Source organism: Rhizobium sp. GCM10022189 (assembly GCF_042656325.1).
Lineage (GTDB): Bacteria > Pseudomonadota > Alphaproteobacteria > Rhizobiales > Rhizobiaceae > Rhizobium.
In genome coordinates this window covers 82,573-96,398 of the sequence record NZ_JBHSOR010000013.1, presented here as the reverse complement: position 1 = coordinate 96,398, position 13,826 = coordinate 82,573, and the positions used below count along the sequence as shown (strand labels likewise).

General features: G+C 61.6%; 13 protein-coding genes. 8 read left to right on the top strand and 5 right to left on the bottom strand.

Annotated elements, in window-relative coordinates; genetic code table 11:
- Window positions 1–22: 22 nt before the first annotated feature.
- Window positions 23–2,809, bottom strand: a complete 2,787-nt coding sequence (locus ACFPWW_RS10230; RefSeq protein WP_377311542.1) for an EAL domain-containing protein — start codon at window positions 2,807–2,809, stop codon at window positions 23–25.
- 416 nt (window positions 2,810–3,225) lie between these two features.
- On the opposite strand from ACFPWW_RS10230, the gene ACFPWW_RS10225 reads away from it, so the two are divergent.
- The 5 genes from ACFPWW_RS10225 (at window position 3,226) to ACFPWW_RS10205 (ending at window position 8,402) form a co-directional block, all read left to right on the top strand.
- Window positions 3,226–3,837, top strand: a complete 612-nt coding sequence (locus ACFPWW_RS10225) for a 50S ribosomal protein L25/general stress protein Ctc (RefSeq protein ID WP_112572537.1) — start codon at window positions 3,226–3,228, stop codon at window positions 3,835–3,837.
- 186 nt (window positions 3,838–4,023) lie between these two features.
- Window positions 4,024–6,381, top strand: a complete 2,358-nt coding sequence (locus ACFPWW_RS10220; protein WP_113412159.1) for an EAL domain-containing protein — start codon at window positions 4,024–4,026, stop codon at window positions 6,379–6,381.
- Between the two features lie 26 nt (window positions 6,382–6,407).
- Window positions 6,408–7,130 carry a substrate-binding periplasmic protein gene (locus tag ACFPWW_RS10215; protein ID WP_377311541.1) on the top strand — a complete coding sequence of 241 codons (723 nt, stop codon included), beginning with the start codon at window positions 6,408–6,410 and terminating at the stop codon, window positions 7,128–7,130.
- A gap of 94 nt (window positions 7,131–7,224) precedes the next feature.
- Window positions 7,225–7,941, top strand: coding sequence for an aminoacyl-tRNA hydrolase (gene pth / locus ACFPWW_RS10210; protein ID WP_112572531.1), 717 nt, complete (start codon window positions 7,225–7,227; stop codon window positions 7,939–7,941).
- 2 nt (window positions 7,942–7,943) lie between these two features.
- The gene (locus ACFPWW_RS10205; RefSeq protein WP_377311540.1) at window positions 7,944–8,402 is read left to right on the top strand and encodes a GNAT family N-acetyltransferase; all 459 of its coding nucleotides are present in this window, start codon (window positions 7,944–7,946) and stop codon (window positions 8,400–8,402) included.
- Window positions 8,403–8,417: 15 nt separating this feature from the next.
- Here the strand turns inward: ACFPWW_RS10205 and clpS are convergent, their stop codons facing one another.
- Window positions 8,418–8,729, bottom strand: a complete 312-nt coding sequence (gene clpS, locus ACFPWW_RS10200) for an ATP-dependent Clp protease adapter ClpS (protein WP_112757023.1) — start codon at window positions 8,727–8,729, stop codon at window positions 8,418–8,420.
- Window positions 8,730–8,953: 224 nt separating this feature from the next.
- Here clpS and ychF point away from each other — a divergent pair, with 224 nt between their 5' ends.
- Window positions 8,954–10,057: a redox-regulated ATPase YchF gene (ychF, locus tag ACFPWW_RS10195; RefSeq protein ID WP_112703935.1), complete on the top strand. Its 1,104-nt coding sequence runs from the start codon at window positions 8,954–8,956 to the stop codon at window positions 10,055–10,057.
- Between the two features lie 77 nt (window positions 10,058–10,134).
- On the opposite strand, the gene ACFPWW_RS10190 is transcribed toward ychF, so the two are convergent.
- The gene (locus ACFPWW_RS10190) at window positions 10,135–11,205 is read right to left on the bottom strand and encodes a hypothetical protein (protein WP_377311539.1); all 1,071 of its coding nucleotides are present in this window, start codon (window positions 11,203–11,205) and stop codon (window positions 10,135–10,137) included.
- Window positions 11,206–11,297: 92 nt separating this feature from the next.
- Between ACFPWW_RS10190 and ACFPWW_RS10185 the strand changes: the two genes are divergently transcribed.
- A complete protein-coding gene (locus tag ACFPWW_RS10185; RefSeq protein ID WP_112572519.1) occupies window positions 11,298–11,768 on the top strand; it encodes a MaoC family dehydratase in 471 nt (156 codons plus the stop codon).
- A complete protein-coding gene (locus ACFPWW_RS10180) occupies window positions 11,765–12,232 on the top strand; it encodes a MaoC/PaaZ C-terminal domain-containing protein (protein WP_377311538.1) in 468 nt (155 codons plus the stop codon). The genes ACFPWW_RS10185 and ACFPWW_RS10180 overlap by 4 nt, the downstream gene beginning before the upstream one ends.
- A 45-nt stretch (window positions 12,233–12,277) precedes the next feature.
- On the opposite strand, the gene ACFPWW_RS10175 is transcribed toward ACFPWW_RS10180, so the two are convergent.
- Both ACFPWW_RS10175 and ACFPWW_RS10170 read right to left on the bottom strand, forming a co-directional pair.
- Window positions 12,278–12,820 (bottom strand): adenine phosphoribosyltransferase, encoded by a 543-nt coding sequence (locus tag ACFPWW_RS10175; protein WP_112572515.1) that lies wholly within the window; start codon window positions 12,818–12,820, stop codon window positions 12,278–12,280.
- Between the two features lie 115 nt (window positions 12,821–12,935).
- The gene (locus ACFPWW_RS10170; protein ID WP_112572513.1) at window positions 12,936–13,808 is read right to left on the bottom strand and encodes a cytochrome c1; all 873 of its coding nucleotides are present in this window, start codon (window positions 13,806–13,808) and stop codon (window positions 12,936–12,938) included.
- Window positions 13,809–13,826 lie beyond the last annotated feature (18 nt).

Sequence of the window (13,826 nt, the reverse complement as noted above, 5' to 3'; positions counted from 1 at the left end):
GAAGATCGGATAGCTTCCGGTGTCAAGCCGCAGTGTTGAGCGCAGCCGCCTGTTTTTCCATTCGTGCCGGACGGCCGAAGTAGTAGCCCTGGGCCTCGTCGCAGCCTTCGGATGTCAGCAGCTCGAGCTGGCTCAGCGTTTCCACGCCTTCTGCCAGCACGGGGATCGACAGGCCGCGCCCCAGCGCCAGGATCGACCGGATGACCGCCTTTGCTTGCTGGCTGGTCTCGACTTCGTTCATGAAGCTGCGATCGAGCTTGATCTTGTCGAAGGGGAACGAGCGAAGGGTTTCGAGCGACGAATAGCCGGTGCCGAAATCGTCGATGGCGATCGCAACGCCCTGCTGCTTGAGCGCACGCATGGCAACTAGTGCCTTGCTCTTGTCGACGATGATCGACGACTCCGTGATCTCCAGTTCGAGCCGCGATGCCGGCAGGCCGGTTTCCTCAAGGATGGAGCGCACCAGCTCGGCGATATTTGCATGGGCGATCTGGATGGGCGAAATATTGACGGCGATCTTGACGTCGTCCTTCCAGCTGACCGCCTCCCTGCACGCCTCGCGAAGCACCCATTCTCCGATCGGGACGATCGCGCCGCATTCCTCGGCGATCGGAATGAAATCGGCGGGCGGTATGTTTCCGCGTTCGGGATGGTTCCACCTGAGCAGCACTTCGTAGCCGGTCGTCTTGCCGGTCGCGACCGATTTCTGCACCTGATAGTGAAGGTACATCTGGTCGCGTTCGATCGCCGCCCAAAGGTCGCGCGCCAGCCTTCTCCGGTCGCGCGATACTTCGTCCATGGACTCGTCGTAGAAGCAGACATTGTGCCCGACCTCGTGTTTTGCGCGATACATGGCCAGATCGGCATTTGCGAGCAGGGTTTCGGCATCTTCGCCGGCGTCGGGGTAAAGCGCGACGCCAACGCTGGCACCTGGGACGATGTGGTGCTCCTCGAACTCCATCTTTTCCGTAAGCGCGGCCTCCAGCCGGGCAACGAAATCGTCAAGCTCTGCCCGGTCGCCGAAGCGCTTGACGGCCGCGAACTCATCGCCGCCGAGCCGGGCGACCAACTCCTCGTCGCGCAGGATGCCGTTCAACCGCGCGGCCAATGTGCTCAACACGAAATCGCCGGCGACATGGCCCATCTGGTCGTTGATTTCCTTGAATTTATCGAGATCGATGCCGATCACCGCAACCTTGGCCGACAGCCTCTTGGCAATCGTCAGCTGATGCGAGAGATAGTCGTTGAAGGTGGGACGGTTCGGCAGGCCGGTCAAAGCATCGTGCTTGGCCATGAACGCGATCTTCTCTTCGCGCGCCAGCCGTTCGGTAATGTCTTCGAACGTCGTGACCCAGCCGCCATCGGCCAGAACGTTGAACGTCGCCAGAATTGACCGTCCGCCCGTCGTCTGATGCACCAGCGTCTTCTGGCCGGAGCGCATCGTCGCCATATGCCTGCGATAATGGTCGGTCGCCCTCGCCTCTGTGGCCTCTCCGTCGCCGAAGGCGATCTGATAGCCGTTGCGAACGATCTCGTAATAGGCAAGACCCGGGCGAATGAAATTCTCGGGGAAGCCGAAGAGCTGGCTATACCGGGCGTTTGCCAGGATCAGCCGCTCGTTGCGGTCGAACATCGAAATGCCCTGGCTCATGTTCTCCAGCGCCAGATCGAGGTTCCTCGATACTTCCTTGATACGGTCGCCGTCGATCTTGGCTTGCGTAATATCGCGGGTAATCTTCACATAGCCGATGAGGCGACCATCGTCATACACGGGCTGGATGACGACATGCGCCCAGAACGAGGATCCGTCCTTGCGAAAACGCATCCCCTCCGCCTCGTGCCGGCCGTTGGCGAGAGCGGCTTCGAGCGCGCGCTGCGGAAGGCCGTTGCGCTGGTCCTCCTCGGAGTAGAACCGGGCGAAATTCTGCCCGACGATATCGGCGGCGCTATAGCCCTTCGCGCGCTCCGCCCCCACGTTCCAGTTGGTGACGACCCCTGCGGGGTCGAGCATGTAAATGGCGTAGTCCGTCACGCCCTGCAGCAGCAGTTCGAACCTGGTCTCGCTTGCGCTCGCCTGCTTGGCGGCGCGAAAGGCGATGATGGATGCCGACATGCCCGAGGCAAGCATCGAAATCGACACGACGAGAATGGTCACGAGAAGCACCGACTTCGAAAGCGCCTGCGGTTCGATCGTGCCTGGCCCGCCCTCGACAATCGTCAGCGCCCCCATCGCGGTGAAATGCATCAGCACGATGCCGAGCGACAGCACCGACGCCGCAGCAAGAATGCTCCGGTTCGTTCCCTTCCAGTTCCGTGTGAGCGTATATCCCCAGATCGCCATGGCGACCGAGATGACCAGCGCAACAACGACGAGACGCTGATCCCAGACGATGGTTCCGGGAACCTGCAAGCCGGCCATGCCGATGAAATGCATGGCGGCGACGCCGACGCCGAAAGCCAGGCCCGCGGCAATATTGGACTGGGAAGGCGGAAGCGATACGGCGGCAAGGCCGGCCACGAAGGTGGAGGTAAAGGCCGCGCCGAGCGAAATCAGCGTCGGATCGCGACCATAACCGACGACAATGCCCGGATCGTAGGCAAGCATGGCGACGAAATGCGTCGACCAGATGCCGAAACCGCCTGCTGCCCCCGCCACGCAAAGCCAGATCCAGCGCGGCATGCCTTTTGACCGGCCGGCGCTTCTGAGGAACAGGATCGTTCCGAGATTGGATGCGAGGCAGAGGGCGCCAGCCAGAAGAACCAGTGTCCAGTCGTGTTGGTATGTCAGGCAGTATACGATCGCAAACATGAGAAAACCCGTTCTTTTCAGGCCCGACATCGGTCTGGCCGCGTTAAGGAACGGATAATCCGGGGCCTTTGCAGGTAAAGTGGAACCTTCTGTTCGACTCTGTGATTAACGGCCAACCAACGAAGGCTTATCAGCGGTTTTTGCAACCGGCCGCAAAATACCAGGGATTGTATCTTGCGGCCTTTCGGATGTAAGAGCGGCGAGGCGCCGCCGGGCCGATACCGCCAGGGGCATTGCTGATCCCGGCAGGCCCGTCACCGCTTGCGTTTGCGTGACACTTATATTATAGGCCACGCGTCCGCGTAGACACCCTTGGAGGCAACGCGGATGAGGATGGGCTTTGCCCGCCTCCGGTCCGCCGGCACAAGGCTTCAGGCCCGCTGCGGACTCTCCAAATAACCTCGAAAGGACTAGCCATGAGCCACGAAACGTACGAGCTCAAGGCCGAGGCGCGCGAACGGGTTGGTAAGGGGTCCGCCCGTGAACTCCGCCGCAACGGCTTTATTCCCGCTGTCATCTATGGTGACAAGCAGGCCCCCATTTCCATCGCTATCAACACCAATGAGGTGACGAAGCGCATTCATGCCGGTGGCTTCATGACCACCGTTGCGACCATCGACGTCGACGGCAAGAAGTACAAGGTTCTGCCGAAGGACTACCAGCTCGATCCGGTCCGCGACTTCACGATGCACGTCGATTTCCTGCGCGTATCCGGCAACACCCAGGTTACGGTTGAAATCCCGGTTCACTTCGTCAACGAAGAAAAGTCCCCGGGCCTCAAGGTCGGCGGCGTTCTCAACATCGTTCGTCACGAAGTCGAAGTTCACTGCCCGGCCGACGCGATCCCGGAATTCTTCACGGTTGATCTCTCCGGCCACAAGATCGGCGACAGCATTCACATTTCGGAAGTCACGCTGCCGAAGGGTGTCACGCCCGTCATCGCCGATCGCGACTTCACGATCGCCACGATCGTTGCTCCGGCTGCCGGCATCGACGAGACCGCTGCCGAAGGTGAAGCGGAAGCCTGATCGCTTCTACCAATTTGTAAAGCATAAGCCCGTTTTCCGTGAGGAAGACGGGCTTTTTCATTGCCGAAAAAGGCTCATTTCAGCAACATTTAACACATTCATGGAAGCATGCTCCGGCTGGTTGCGAAGTTCCCGCCCTGCTGCGTGACCGCAGAATATTCCGACCCCCGTGGAGCAAACGGAACCATGAATAATTCCGTTGAGAACAGATTTTTTGCGATTGTTTGCGGCGCGCTGCTTGTTTTTGTAGCTCCCCTTTTTGTTCTTTTTCTTTTCCTTTCCTCCGAACGTGCCGACAAGGAAATACGCGACCATATTTCCGTTCTTCTTGTCGCCAATGCCCAGGCGCTCGCCAAGCCGCTTTGGGATCTCGATGCCGACAGCGTCACCCAGATCAGCGCGACGGTCGTTTCGCAGGGCGCCATCGTCAAGGTGGAAGTCCGCGATCAGTCGGGCCAGCTCGACGTCAGCCAGTCGACCATTCCGCGCTCCTTCGACGGCAAGCTGGTTCAGGTTTCCCGCGCCATCATCTACAACACCGTCGACGGTCCGAAGAACCTCGGCAGCATTTCCGTCTTCTATCCGGCGCTCGGCCTGTTTTCCGGCCTGAAGCAGGAAGAGGTCGTCTTCATCTCCATCTTCATTTTCGCGGTGCTGGCCGTTTTTGCGACCGCGCTCATCGGCAACCGCATCTTCGTCATCCAGCCGCTGATGCGCCTGACGGCTGCGATCGAGGCGACCCGCCAGCTCGGCTCGCGCCACCATGTCGACTGGCAGTCGAACGACGAGATGGGCCGCCTCGCCCAGAGCTTCAACGAAATGCAGACGAAGCTCGAAAACGAGGAAACCGAGCTGAAGCTCGCCCATCGCCGCACCACCGACATCTACAACCTGACGCCCGCCATGCTTTTCTCCCTTGACGAGGAAGACCGCATCACGGCCGTCAGCGATTACTGGCTGCTGGCGACCGGTTATCACCGCGCAGCCGTCATCGGCCGGAACTTCTCCGATCTCGTCACCTCCTTCACCCGTGACAAGTTCGTCAAGCGCAAGAGCCAGCGCGAGAACGGCACCGGTGAGGTCACCGTCAAGTTCATCTGCATGGACGGCCGCATCATGGACGTCCTCATCATGGAAACGGCGCTCACGACGCAAGGACAGGAGGGCCAGTCGCTCTCCGTCATGACCGACGTGACGGAACTGAAGGCCTCCGAGGACCGCAACCATCGCCAGGCGATATCGGATCATCTGACCGGCCTGCTGAACCGCCAGGGTTTCGAAGCCGTGCTCGACAGCAAGATCGCGGCCGCCGATGCCGCCGACCAGGAACTCGCCTGCCTCTTCGTCGATCTCGACCGCTTCAAGTGGATCAACGACAATATGGGCCACGCCGCGGGCGACGCCGCCCTCATCGAGCTCGTGGAGCGGCTGAAGACGCTGCTTGCGCCCTCCGACGAGGCGGCCCGTCTCGGCGGCGACGAATTTGCCATCCTGCTGCCGGCCAAGAATGCCGAGAAGCGCGCCCGCGCCATGTGCGACCAGATCGCTTCGATCTTCGAGACGCCCTTCGGCCCGGATATGCATCTCAGCGCCTCCGTCGGGATCGCCATCTATCCTCGCCACGCCGCGACCGCAGCCGAGCTGCTGCAGAAGTCCGACATGGCCATGTATGCCAAGAAGCGCGACGGCAAGAACGGCGCCCAGATCTTCGACAACAGCATGCTCGATCACGCCCGCCGTCGTGCCGAGATCGAAGCCAATATCGAAGCCGGTCTCGCCGACGACTGGTTCGAGGCCTATCTGCAGCCGATCGTCAACCTGAACGGCCGCGGCATTGCCGGTTTCGAGGCGCTGATGCGCCTCAACCATCCGCAGAAGGGCCTCATGCCGCCGGCCGAGATCATCAGCGTGGCCGAGGAGACCGCCAGGATCGTCCGCGTCGGCAATGTCATCATGGAAAAGGCGATCGCCAACCTGGCAAAGATCTCCCGCCTGCCCGGCATGCAGGACACCTATCTCGCCGTCAACTTCTCGCCGCTGCAGTTCGAGCCGGCGCTCGCCGCCCGCCTTGCCGCCATTCTCGGCCGTCACGGCATCCTGCCGGACCGGATCGTCGTGGAGATCACGGAAGCCGTGCTGATGCACGACAACCCGCAGATCCGCACGATCGTGACGGAATTGCGCCGCTTCGGCTGCCGCATCGCGCTTGACGATTTCGGCACCGGCTATTCCTCGCTGAGCTATCTCAACCGCTTCCCGGTCGATATCATCAAGATCGACCAGTCCTTCACCCGCGCCATCAACGATGCCGACGATGACGTGCGCCAGAAGAGCCGCATGCTGATCGAAGGCATCACCACGCTGTCGCACAAGATGAACTGCACCGTCATCGCCGAAGGCATCGAGACGGAGGAAGAGTGCGGAACGCTGCACCAGATGGGCCTCGACTACGGCCAGGGCTACCTGTTCCACCGTCCGCAGAATGCCGCCAGGCTGATCGAAGAATTGAGCAGCTCACCGCCGAACGTGGCGCGCGCTTCATGAACTGACGAGATACGGGAGGTATCGCGATGAAAAGGCTGCTGCTTCTTGCACTTCTTGCCCTACCCTCTTTTGCCGCGCCTGCCTCCGCCCAGACGATAACCTTCGTCACCGAGGAATACGCGCCTTTCAACTACCGCGACGGCAAGCTCATCAAAGGCGCGACCGTCGAGCAGGTCGAAAAGATCATGGCCGATATCGGCGTCGGTTACACGATCGACGTGATGCCCTGGGCGCGCGCCTTCAGCCTTGCCCGCTCCACGCCAATGACCTGCGTATTCGCAACCGCCCATAACGCGGCGCGCGACAGCCTGTTCAAATGGGTCGAGCCGCTTCTCGTCGACCGCAACATCCTGATCGCCCGCCAGGATTCGGACGTCTCCGCCGGCAATCTCGAAGAGGCGAAGAAATACGTCGTCGGCACGCAGCGCGACGACTATACCGAGGTGACGCTGAAGGAAAACGGCTTCACCAAGCTTGACGTCGCCAGCGATTTCAACGCGACGCTGCGCAAGCTGCTCGGCGGCCGCATTGACATGATGCCGATTTCCGAACTCTATTTCGACAAGCTGAAGGCCGACCAGCCGCTGAAAATGGTGACTGTGCTCTCCTCCCAGCCGATGGGCATTGCCTGCGAAAAGAACTTCCCGGACGATCTTCTCGCCCGCATGCAGGCCTCGCTGGACAGGCTGATCGCCAGCGGCGAGCAGAAGCAGATCTTCCTGAAATACGGGCTGCATCTGCTGAAATGATCGGGCGCCTGCCGTTCACGCCCGCCATTGCCCCTTGACTTTGACGGCGTTTCGCGGTGGTGAACGCCAACAGCTCTTGCAAGGAAGACAGGCCATGCTGATCATCGCGGGTCTCGGCAATCCCGGCGCGAAATATGCCGGCAACCGGCACAATATCGGCTTCATGGCGGTGGATGCCATCCATCGCCGCCACAGCTTTTCGCCCTGGTCGAAGAAGTTCAAGGCGGAGATATCGGAAGGTGAGCTGGCCGGTGAGAAGGTGCTGCTGATCAAGCCGCAGACCTTCATGAACCTGTCGGGCGAAGCGGTCGGCGAGGCCATGCGCTTCTACAAGCTGCAGCCTTCCGACCTCGTGGCGATCTACGACGAACTCGACCTGCCGGCCGGCAAGGCGCGGCTGAAGACGGGCGGCGGGCACGGCGGCCACAACGGCATCAAGTCGCTCGACGCCCATTGCGGCAGGGAATACCGCCGCCTGCGCCTTGGCATCGGCCATCCCGGCGTCAAGGATCTGGTGCACAACCATGTGCTCGGTGACTTCGCCAAGGCGGACCAGGCCTGGCTGGAGCCGCTGCTCGACACGCTCGCCGACAATGCCGAGATGCTGGTGCGCAACGAGGATTCCCAGCTGATGAACAAGATCGCGCTGGCGCTCGGCGGCAAGCCGGAAGAGGAAAAGCCGAAACCGGAAAAGAAGCCCGCGGCAAAGTCCCACATTCACCAGGCGCGCAACCATAGCCAGCAGAAACTTCCGGCAACCGGCCCCATGGCCGAAATGCTGAAGAAGATGTTCGGCAACAAGGGGGAGTGAGCGTGGCGGAAAGCGACGCCTTCGCCGTTCGGCCGGCAACCTCCGCCGACCTCGAGGGCCTGCTCGGCCTCTACCGGTATCTCAACTCTACCGACCCGGCCCTCGCAGCCGAGGTGGCGCAGGAACGCTTCTCAGCCATTCTGGCCCAGCCCGGCATGACGGTTTTCATCGGCTTTGCCGGCAAGACGGCAGCCGCGACCGTGACGCTGGTCGTCGTCCCCAACCTGACGCGCAACGGCGCCTCCTATGCGCTCATTGAAAATGTCGTCACCCATGGCGAACACCGCAGGCAGGGTTATGCCGGCAAGCTCATCGGCCATGCGATCGAGCAAGCCTGGAAGGCCGGCTGCTACAAGGTCATGCTGCTGACCGGCTCGAAGGACCCGGCCACGCATCGCTTCTATGAGAGTTGCGGTTTCCTGCAGGACAAGACCGGCTATCAGATCCGCCGGCCTGCCTAGAACCCGTGGCCGGCCCTATTCCTCGGGCTCGGTGGTGAACATCAGCGGAAAGCCCATCTCCTTGGCAAGGTCGATGGCCTCTTTCGCCTTTGTCTCCGCGATATCCTTGGTGCAGACCACGACCACGCAGGAGCCGAGCTTGTGGGCCGTCATCATCACGCGGTAGCCGGCATCCTCGCTCATGCGGAAGACCGCCTTCAGCACGACGATGACGAATTCGCGCGGCGTGTAGTCGTCGTTGACGAGAATGACCTTGTAAAGCTTCGGCCTGTCCAGCTTGGGCTTCGTTCTGGTCTTGGGTTTTAAGGCAATGTCGTTGTCAACCATCGGAAATCCGCCCGTTGATGACATGGGAAGGGGTTTGGATCTGACTAAGCTTTTTCGATTGCAGAATTTCGACACCCGGTATCAGGCAAATCCCGCCACGGCAAGAATAGTGCCACGCGGCTGCGACGGCAAGGGAGCGGCGAGAAAAGCGCTCCAAGACTTGACCGCTCCCCTCCTTTATCCCATAGCCACGGCCAAGGAATTCTAAACAGCAGGTTTCAGCCATGGGCTTCAAATGCGGTATCGTCGGTCTGCCGAATGTGGGCAAATCGACCCTCTTCAATGCGCTCACCAAGACGGCGGCGGCACAGGCGGCGAACTATCCCTTCTGCACGATCGAACCGAACACCGGCGAAGTGGCCGTTCCCGACGCGCGCATGCAGACGCTTGCCAATGTCGCCAAGTCGAAGGAAATCATTCCGACCCGCATCAACTTCGTCGACATTGCCGGCCTCGTGCGCGGCGCCTCGAAGGGTGAAGGTCTCGGCAACCAGTTTCTCGCCAATATCCGCGAAGTCGATGCCATCGTCCATGTGCTGCGCTGCTTCGAAGACGGAGATATCACCCATGTCGAAGGCCGCATCGACCCGGTCGCCGACGCCGATACGATCGAGACCGAGCTGATGCTCGCCGACCTCGACAGCCTGGAACGCCGCACCGAGCAGACCCGCAAGCGCGCCACCGGCAAGGACAAGGAATCCATGGCCATGCTGCCGGTCATGGAAGCCTCGCTGAAACTGCTTCAGGACGGCAAGCCCGTCCGCACGCTGCTGTCCAGGCTCGATGCCGAAGAGACCCGCATCCTCAAGGGCCTGAACCTGTTGACCTCGCATCCGGTCCTCTACGTCTGCAACGTCGCGGAAAGCGATGCCGCAACCGGCAACAAATACACCGAAGCCGTCGCCGCCATGGCGAGAGAACAGGGTGCGGAAACCGTCATCATCTCGGCTGCGATCGAGGCCGAGGTTGCCCAGCTTCCGGACGAGGAAGCCAAGGAATTCCTTTCGGCTCTCGGACTCGACGAAGCCGGCCTCGACCGCCTGATCCGCGCCGGCTACAAGCTGCTGAACCTCATCACCTATTTCACGGTCGGGCCGAAGGAAACGCGCGCCTGGACGATCGAGCGTGGCACCAAGGCGCCGCAGGCGGCCGGTGTGATCCACTCGGATTTCGAGCGCGGTTTCATCCGCGCCAATACCATCGCCTATGACGATTATATCCAGTTCGGCGGCGAAGTCGGCGCCAAGGAGGCCGGCAAGGCGCGCGACGAAGGCAAGGAATATGTCGTCCAGGATGGCGACGTCATCCACTTCCGCTTCAACACCTGACGCACAAGCATGCCGCGCAAAAACGTGCAGCGGTTTTGCGATGACGACATGCGCCAGACAAAAACGAAGGCTGCCGCTCAACCGGGCGGCAGCCGTTCCACCATGCCCGAGGGCAAGGCGCGCAGCACGATGCGCCGGAGCGGCATCCAGCCCGTGCCGATGACAAGCACGATCACGCCGACGACAACAAGCGTCCCGAAGATGTAGGTGTCGACGGTCGCGCTCCCCTGCCGGAAGATTCCGTAGATCGCCAGTCCCAGCGTCAGCAGGCCCGACGTCACGAAAGCGCGCCGGTCGATAACCAGGCCGATCAGCATCAGGAGCGCGACGATGGCAACGACGACAGGCGTCTTGAACGAGTTTGCGTCCATGATATCCAGCCAGCCGCCATCGAGCGAAAGCAAGGCCCGGATGCTGTAAAGCAGGGCCGGTGCCGCCACGAGATGGAGCCAGAAGGCGACATCCGATCGCGTCGTGCGGCGGAACCTGTCGCTGAGATCGAAGCCGAGCGCGGCGGCGAACAGGCCGACAGCGCAGGCAAACAGGATGACCGACACGAGCGTCGGGTGGTTGAGGATAAAGGCATCGTCGCCGCTCGCCCATTGCAGCAGGCGGAAGGCGAGCGCAAGCACAAGGGCAAGGCCGGAGAAAATCGTGAGCGCAAGCGCAAGCGGCACACGGTAGCGCAGATAGAAAAGCCCCATGATGACGGGGAAGGAGACGATGAACGTATCGATGCCGTCACCGGTCAGCCACAGATCGGCATTGGACGGAAAGACCGACAGCATCATCCGGAAGGTCCAGGCAAAGGCCGCCAGCGTCAGCACCACGGCCGGCAGGGCCAGGCGCTGACGTTTCACGAGGATTTCCGCCAGAACCAGGATCGCCGGCAGAACCGCATAAAGCGAGGCGAGCCCCCAGAGGCCGGCAAGCGCAATCAGGATGCCGATGGTAATCAGCACGTCGTGGAAGCCGCGCACGAAGCGCGGCGTCTCCGTATCCGACCAGGCGGCATCGGCGAGCGCGCCGGCACGCGCCTCGACGATCACGCCCCGTGCCTCCAGGAACGGCACGAGCCGCGCCCCGGCCTCCGCGGTAATCAGCCCCTCGCGCGCCGCCTCGTCCAGTATCGATCTCAATTCAGCCATGCCACCGCCCCCATGCAATTGCCCTATGGAATCATTGAGCCCGCGCGAATGCTATTGTAAGCAGAGAACCCTGCCTATGATGGGAGATGGCGATGCCTGCAGAAAAGCTCGCTTATGAAGATTTCCAGCCCGGCCGGCGCTTCCCGCTCGGCCCGAAGGCGGTGACGGCACCCGAAATCATCGAATTTGCCAGGGAATTCGACCCGCAGCCCATGCATCTGGACGAAGAAGCCGGTCGCGCCAGCATCCTCGGCGGACTTGCCGCCTCCGGTTGGCACACGTCGGCGATGTTCATGCGCATGATGGCCGACAGCTACGTGCTCAACTCCCTCTGCGAGGGCGCTCCCGGCGTCGATTTCATGGAGTGGCGCAAGCCCGTGCTCGCCGGCGATACGCTGTCGGGCCATTCGACCGTGCTGGAGGCGCGCGCGATGCGCTCGCGGCCCGGCCTCGGCATCGTCAAATTCCGCCATGAGGTGGAAAACCAGCGCGGCGAACTGGTCTGCCTGACGGAAAATTCCGTGATCTTCGGGATGCGCAATAGCCCGGAGGCCGGCGCATGAGAATGACCGAACTCTACGAGACAGGCGACAGGACCGAGATCGGCTCCTACCTCTTCACCGAGGAAAGGATCCTCCGCTTTGCCCGCAAATACGATCCGCAGCGCTTCCATACCGACAAGGGTGCGGCCAGGAACACCATGTTCGGCGCGCTCTGCGCCTCCGGCTGGCACACGACGGCCGCCTGGATGCAATGTTTCCTCAGATACTGGATGGCGGAGATTGGCCGGCTGAAGAGCGAGGGGCTGGAGCCGCCGAACCTCGGCCCCTCGCCCGGTTTCCAGAAGCTGCAATGGCTGAAGCCGGTCTTCGTCGATGAGACGGTCAGCTATTCCGTGACCTTTCTCTCCGGTCGGCCGCTTGCATCGCGGCCGGGCTGGCATCTCAACACCATCCACTGCGAAGGTGTCAATCAGGACGCTATTGCGGTCATCCGCTTCGAAAGCACGGTGCTGGAATTCGAATAGCCGGCGCTGCGGCGATGCCGCCGCATTTGCCCCGAACGACGATCGTCAGTGGCCGGAAAATTCCACCAGCGTGTGCACATCGACGCCAAGATCCTCCAGCTTCCTGCGGCCGCCGAGATCCGGCAGGTCGATGACGAAGCAGGCGCCGACCACTTCCGCGCCGATCTGGCGCAGAAGCTGTGTCGCGCCGACAGCCGTGCCGCCCGTGGCGATCAGATCGTCGACGAGGATCACTTTCTCGCCCGGCTGGACGGCATCGCGGTGCATCTCCATCTCGTCCACGCCATATTCCAGGCTATAGGCGATGCGCACCGTGTCATGCGGCAGTTTGCCCTTCTTGCGGATCGGCACGAAGCCCGACGAAAGCTGATGCGCAACCGCGCCACCGAGGATGAAACCCCGCGCCTCCATGCCGGCAATCTTGTCGATCTTCAGGCCGGCATAGGGCTGCACGAGCTCGTCCACCGCGCGGCGGAAGGCGCGCGGATTGCCGAGCAGCGTCGTGATGTCGCGAAAGATGATGCCGGGCTTGGGGTAATCCGGAATGGAGCGGATGCTGGCCGCAAGCTCCGAAAGCGTATTGTTCATCGAAAATCCGTATCTGCGAGGGGCATGAAACCCCGGCACACTATCAATTGCGCCGGATCAAACCAAATAAAAAAGGCGGCCGCGAAGCCGCCTCTCCGAAGCAATGAAAGATCGCTTAGTGGTCGATCCGCGAATAGACCGAGCGCTTGGTCAGGTAGATCAGCACGGTGAAGATCAGCAGGAAGACCATAACCATGAAACCGGTGCGCTTGCGCTCTTCCAGATGCGGCTCGGAAGCCCACATCAGGAACGAGGAAACGTCCTTGGCATACTGATCGACCGTCTGCGGCGAACCGTCGTCATAGGTGACCTGGTCGTCGGAGAGCGGCTTCGGCATGGCGAAGGCAGCGGCGGCGTGGAAATACGGGTTATAGTGCGCGCCAGCCGGAACCTGGAAGCCGGCCGGCGGCTCCTCATAGCCGGTCAGCAGCGAGTAGATATAGTCCGGGCCGCTTTCCTGGTACTGGGTGAAAATGTCGAAGACGAACTGCGGGAAACCGCGCTCGACTTCGCGTGCCTTGGCAAGCAGCGACATGTCCGGCGGCGCCGCACCGTTGTTGGCGGCAGCTGCCGCTTCCGCATTCGGATAAGGCGACGGGAAGTGGTCGGACGGAACCGCCTTGCGGGTGAACATTTCGCCGTTGGCGTCCGGGCCGTCCTGGACTTCGTAATTGGCGGCGAAAGCCTTGACCTGCGCGTCCGAATAGCCGAGCTCGCCCAGCATGCGGAAGGGCACGAGGCTCATCGAGTGGCAGGCGGAACAGACTTCCGTATAGACCTTCAGGCCGCGCTGCAGCTGACCCTTGTCATAGTGGCCGAACGGGCCGGCAAAGGTCCAGTCGATCTCCTTGGGCTCCTTCAGCGGGTAGTGCGGGGTGGCGCTTTCCTCGTGATGGGCGGCCGGAGCCGCCGCCTCCTGAGCAAGAGCCATGCCGCCAAGGCCGGCCGCGACAGCCAGCGAGAGAATGCTTGCAACAAGCTTTTTCATATTTCTATCCTTCCCGTC

Excerpts from the sequence above, each read along its gene's own strand:
- ACFPWW_RS10230 (WP_377311542.1), bottom strand. The coding sequence starts at position 2,809 with ATGTTTGCGATCGTATACTGCCTGACATACCAACACGACTGGACACTG.
- ACFPWW_RS10225 (WP_112572537.1), top strand. The coding sequence starts at position 3,226 with ATGAGCCACGAAACGTACGAGCTCAAGGCCGAGGCGCGCGAACGGGTT.
- ACFPWW_RS10220 (WP_113412159.1), top strand. The coding sequence starts at position 4,024 with ATGAATAATTCCGTTGAGAACAGATTTTTTGCGATTGTTTGCGGCGCG.
- ACFPWW_RS10215 (WP_377311541.1), top strand. The coding sequence starts at position 6,408 with ATGAAAAGGCTGCTGCTTCTTGCACTTCTTGCCCTACCCTCTTTTGCC.
- pth (WP_112572531.1), top strand. The coding sequence starts at position 7,225 with ATGCTGATCATCGCGGGTCTCGGCAATCCCGGCGCGAAATATGCCGGC.
- clpS (WP_112757023.1), bottom strand. The coding sequence starts at position 8,729 with ATGGTTGACAACGACATTGCCTTAAAACCCAAGACCAGAACGAAGCCC.
- ychF (WP_112703935.1), top strand. The coding sequence starts at position 8,954 with ATGGGCTTCAAATGCGGTATCGTCGGTCTGCCGAATGTGGGCAAATCG.
- ACFPWW_RS10190 (WP_377311539.1), bottom strand. The coding sequence starts at position 11,205 with ATGGCTGAATTGAGATCGATACTGGACGAGGCGGCGCGCGAGGGGCTG.
- ACFPWW_RS10185 (WP_112572519.1), top strand. The coding sequence starts at position 11,298 with ATGCCTGCAGAAAAGCTCGCTTATGAAGATTTCCAGCCCGGCCGGCGC.
- ACFPWW_RS10180 (WP_377311538.1), top strand. The coding sequence starts at position 11,765 with ATGAGAATGACCGAACTCTACGAGACAGGCGACAGGACCGAGATCGGC.
- ACFPWW_RS10175 (WP_112572515.1), bottom strand. The coding sequence starts at position 12,820 with ATGAACAATACGCTTTCGGAGCTTGCGGCCAGCATCCGCTCCATTCCG.
- ACFPWW_RS10170 (WP_112572513.1), bottom strand. The coding sequence starts at position 13,808 with ATGAAAAAGCTTGTTGCAAGCATTCTCTCGCTGGCTGTCGCGGCCGGC.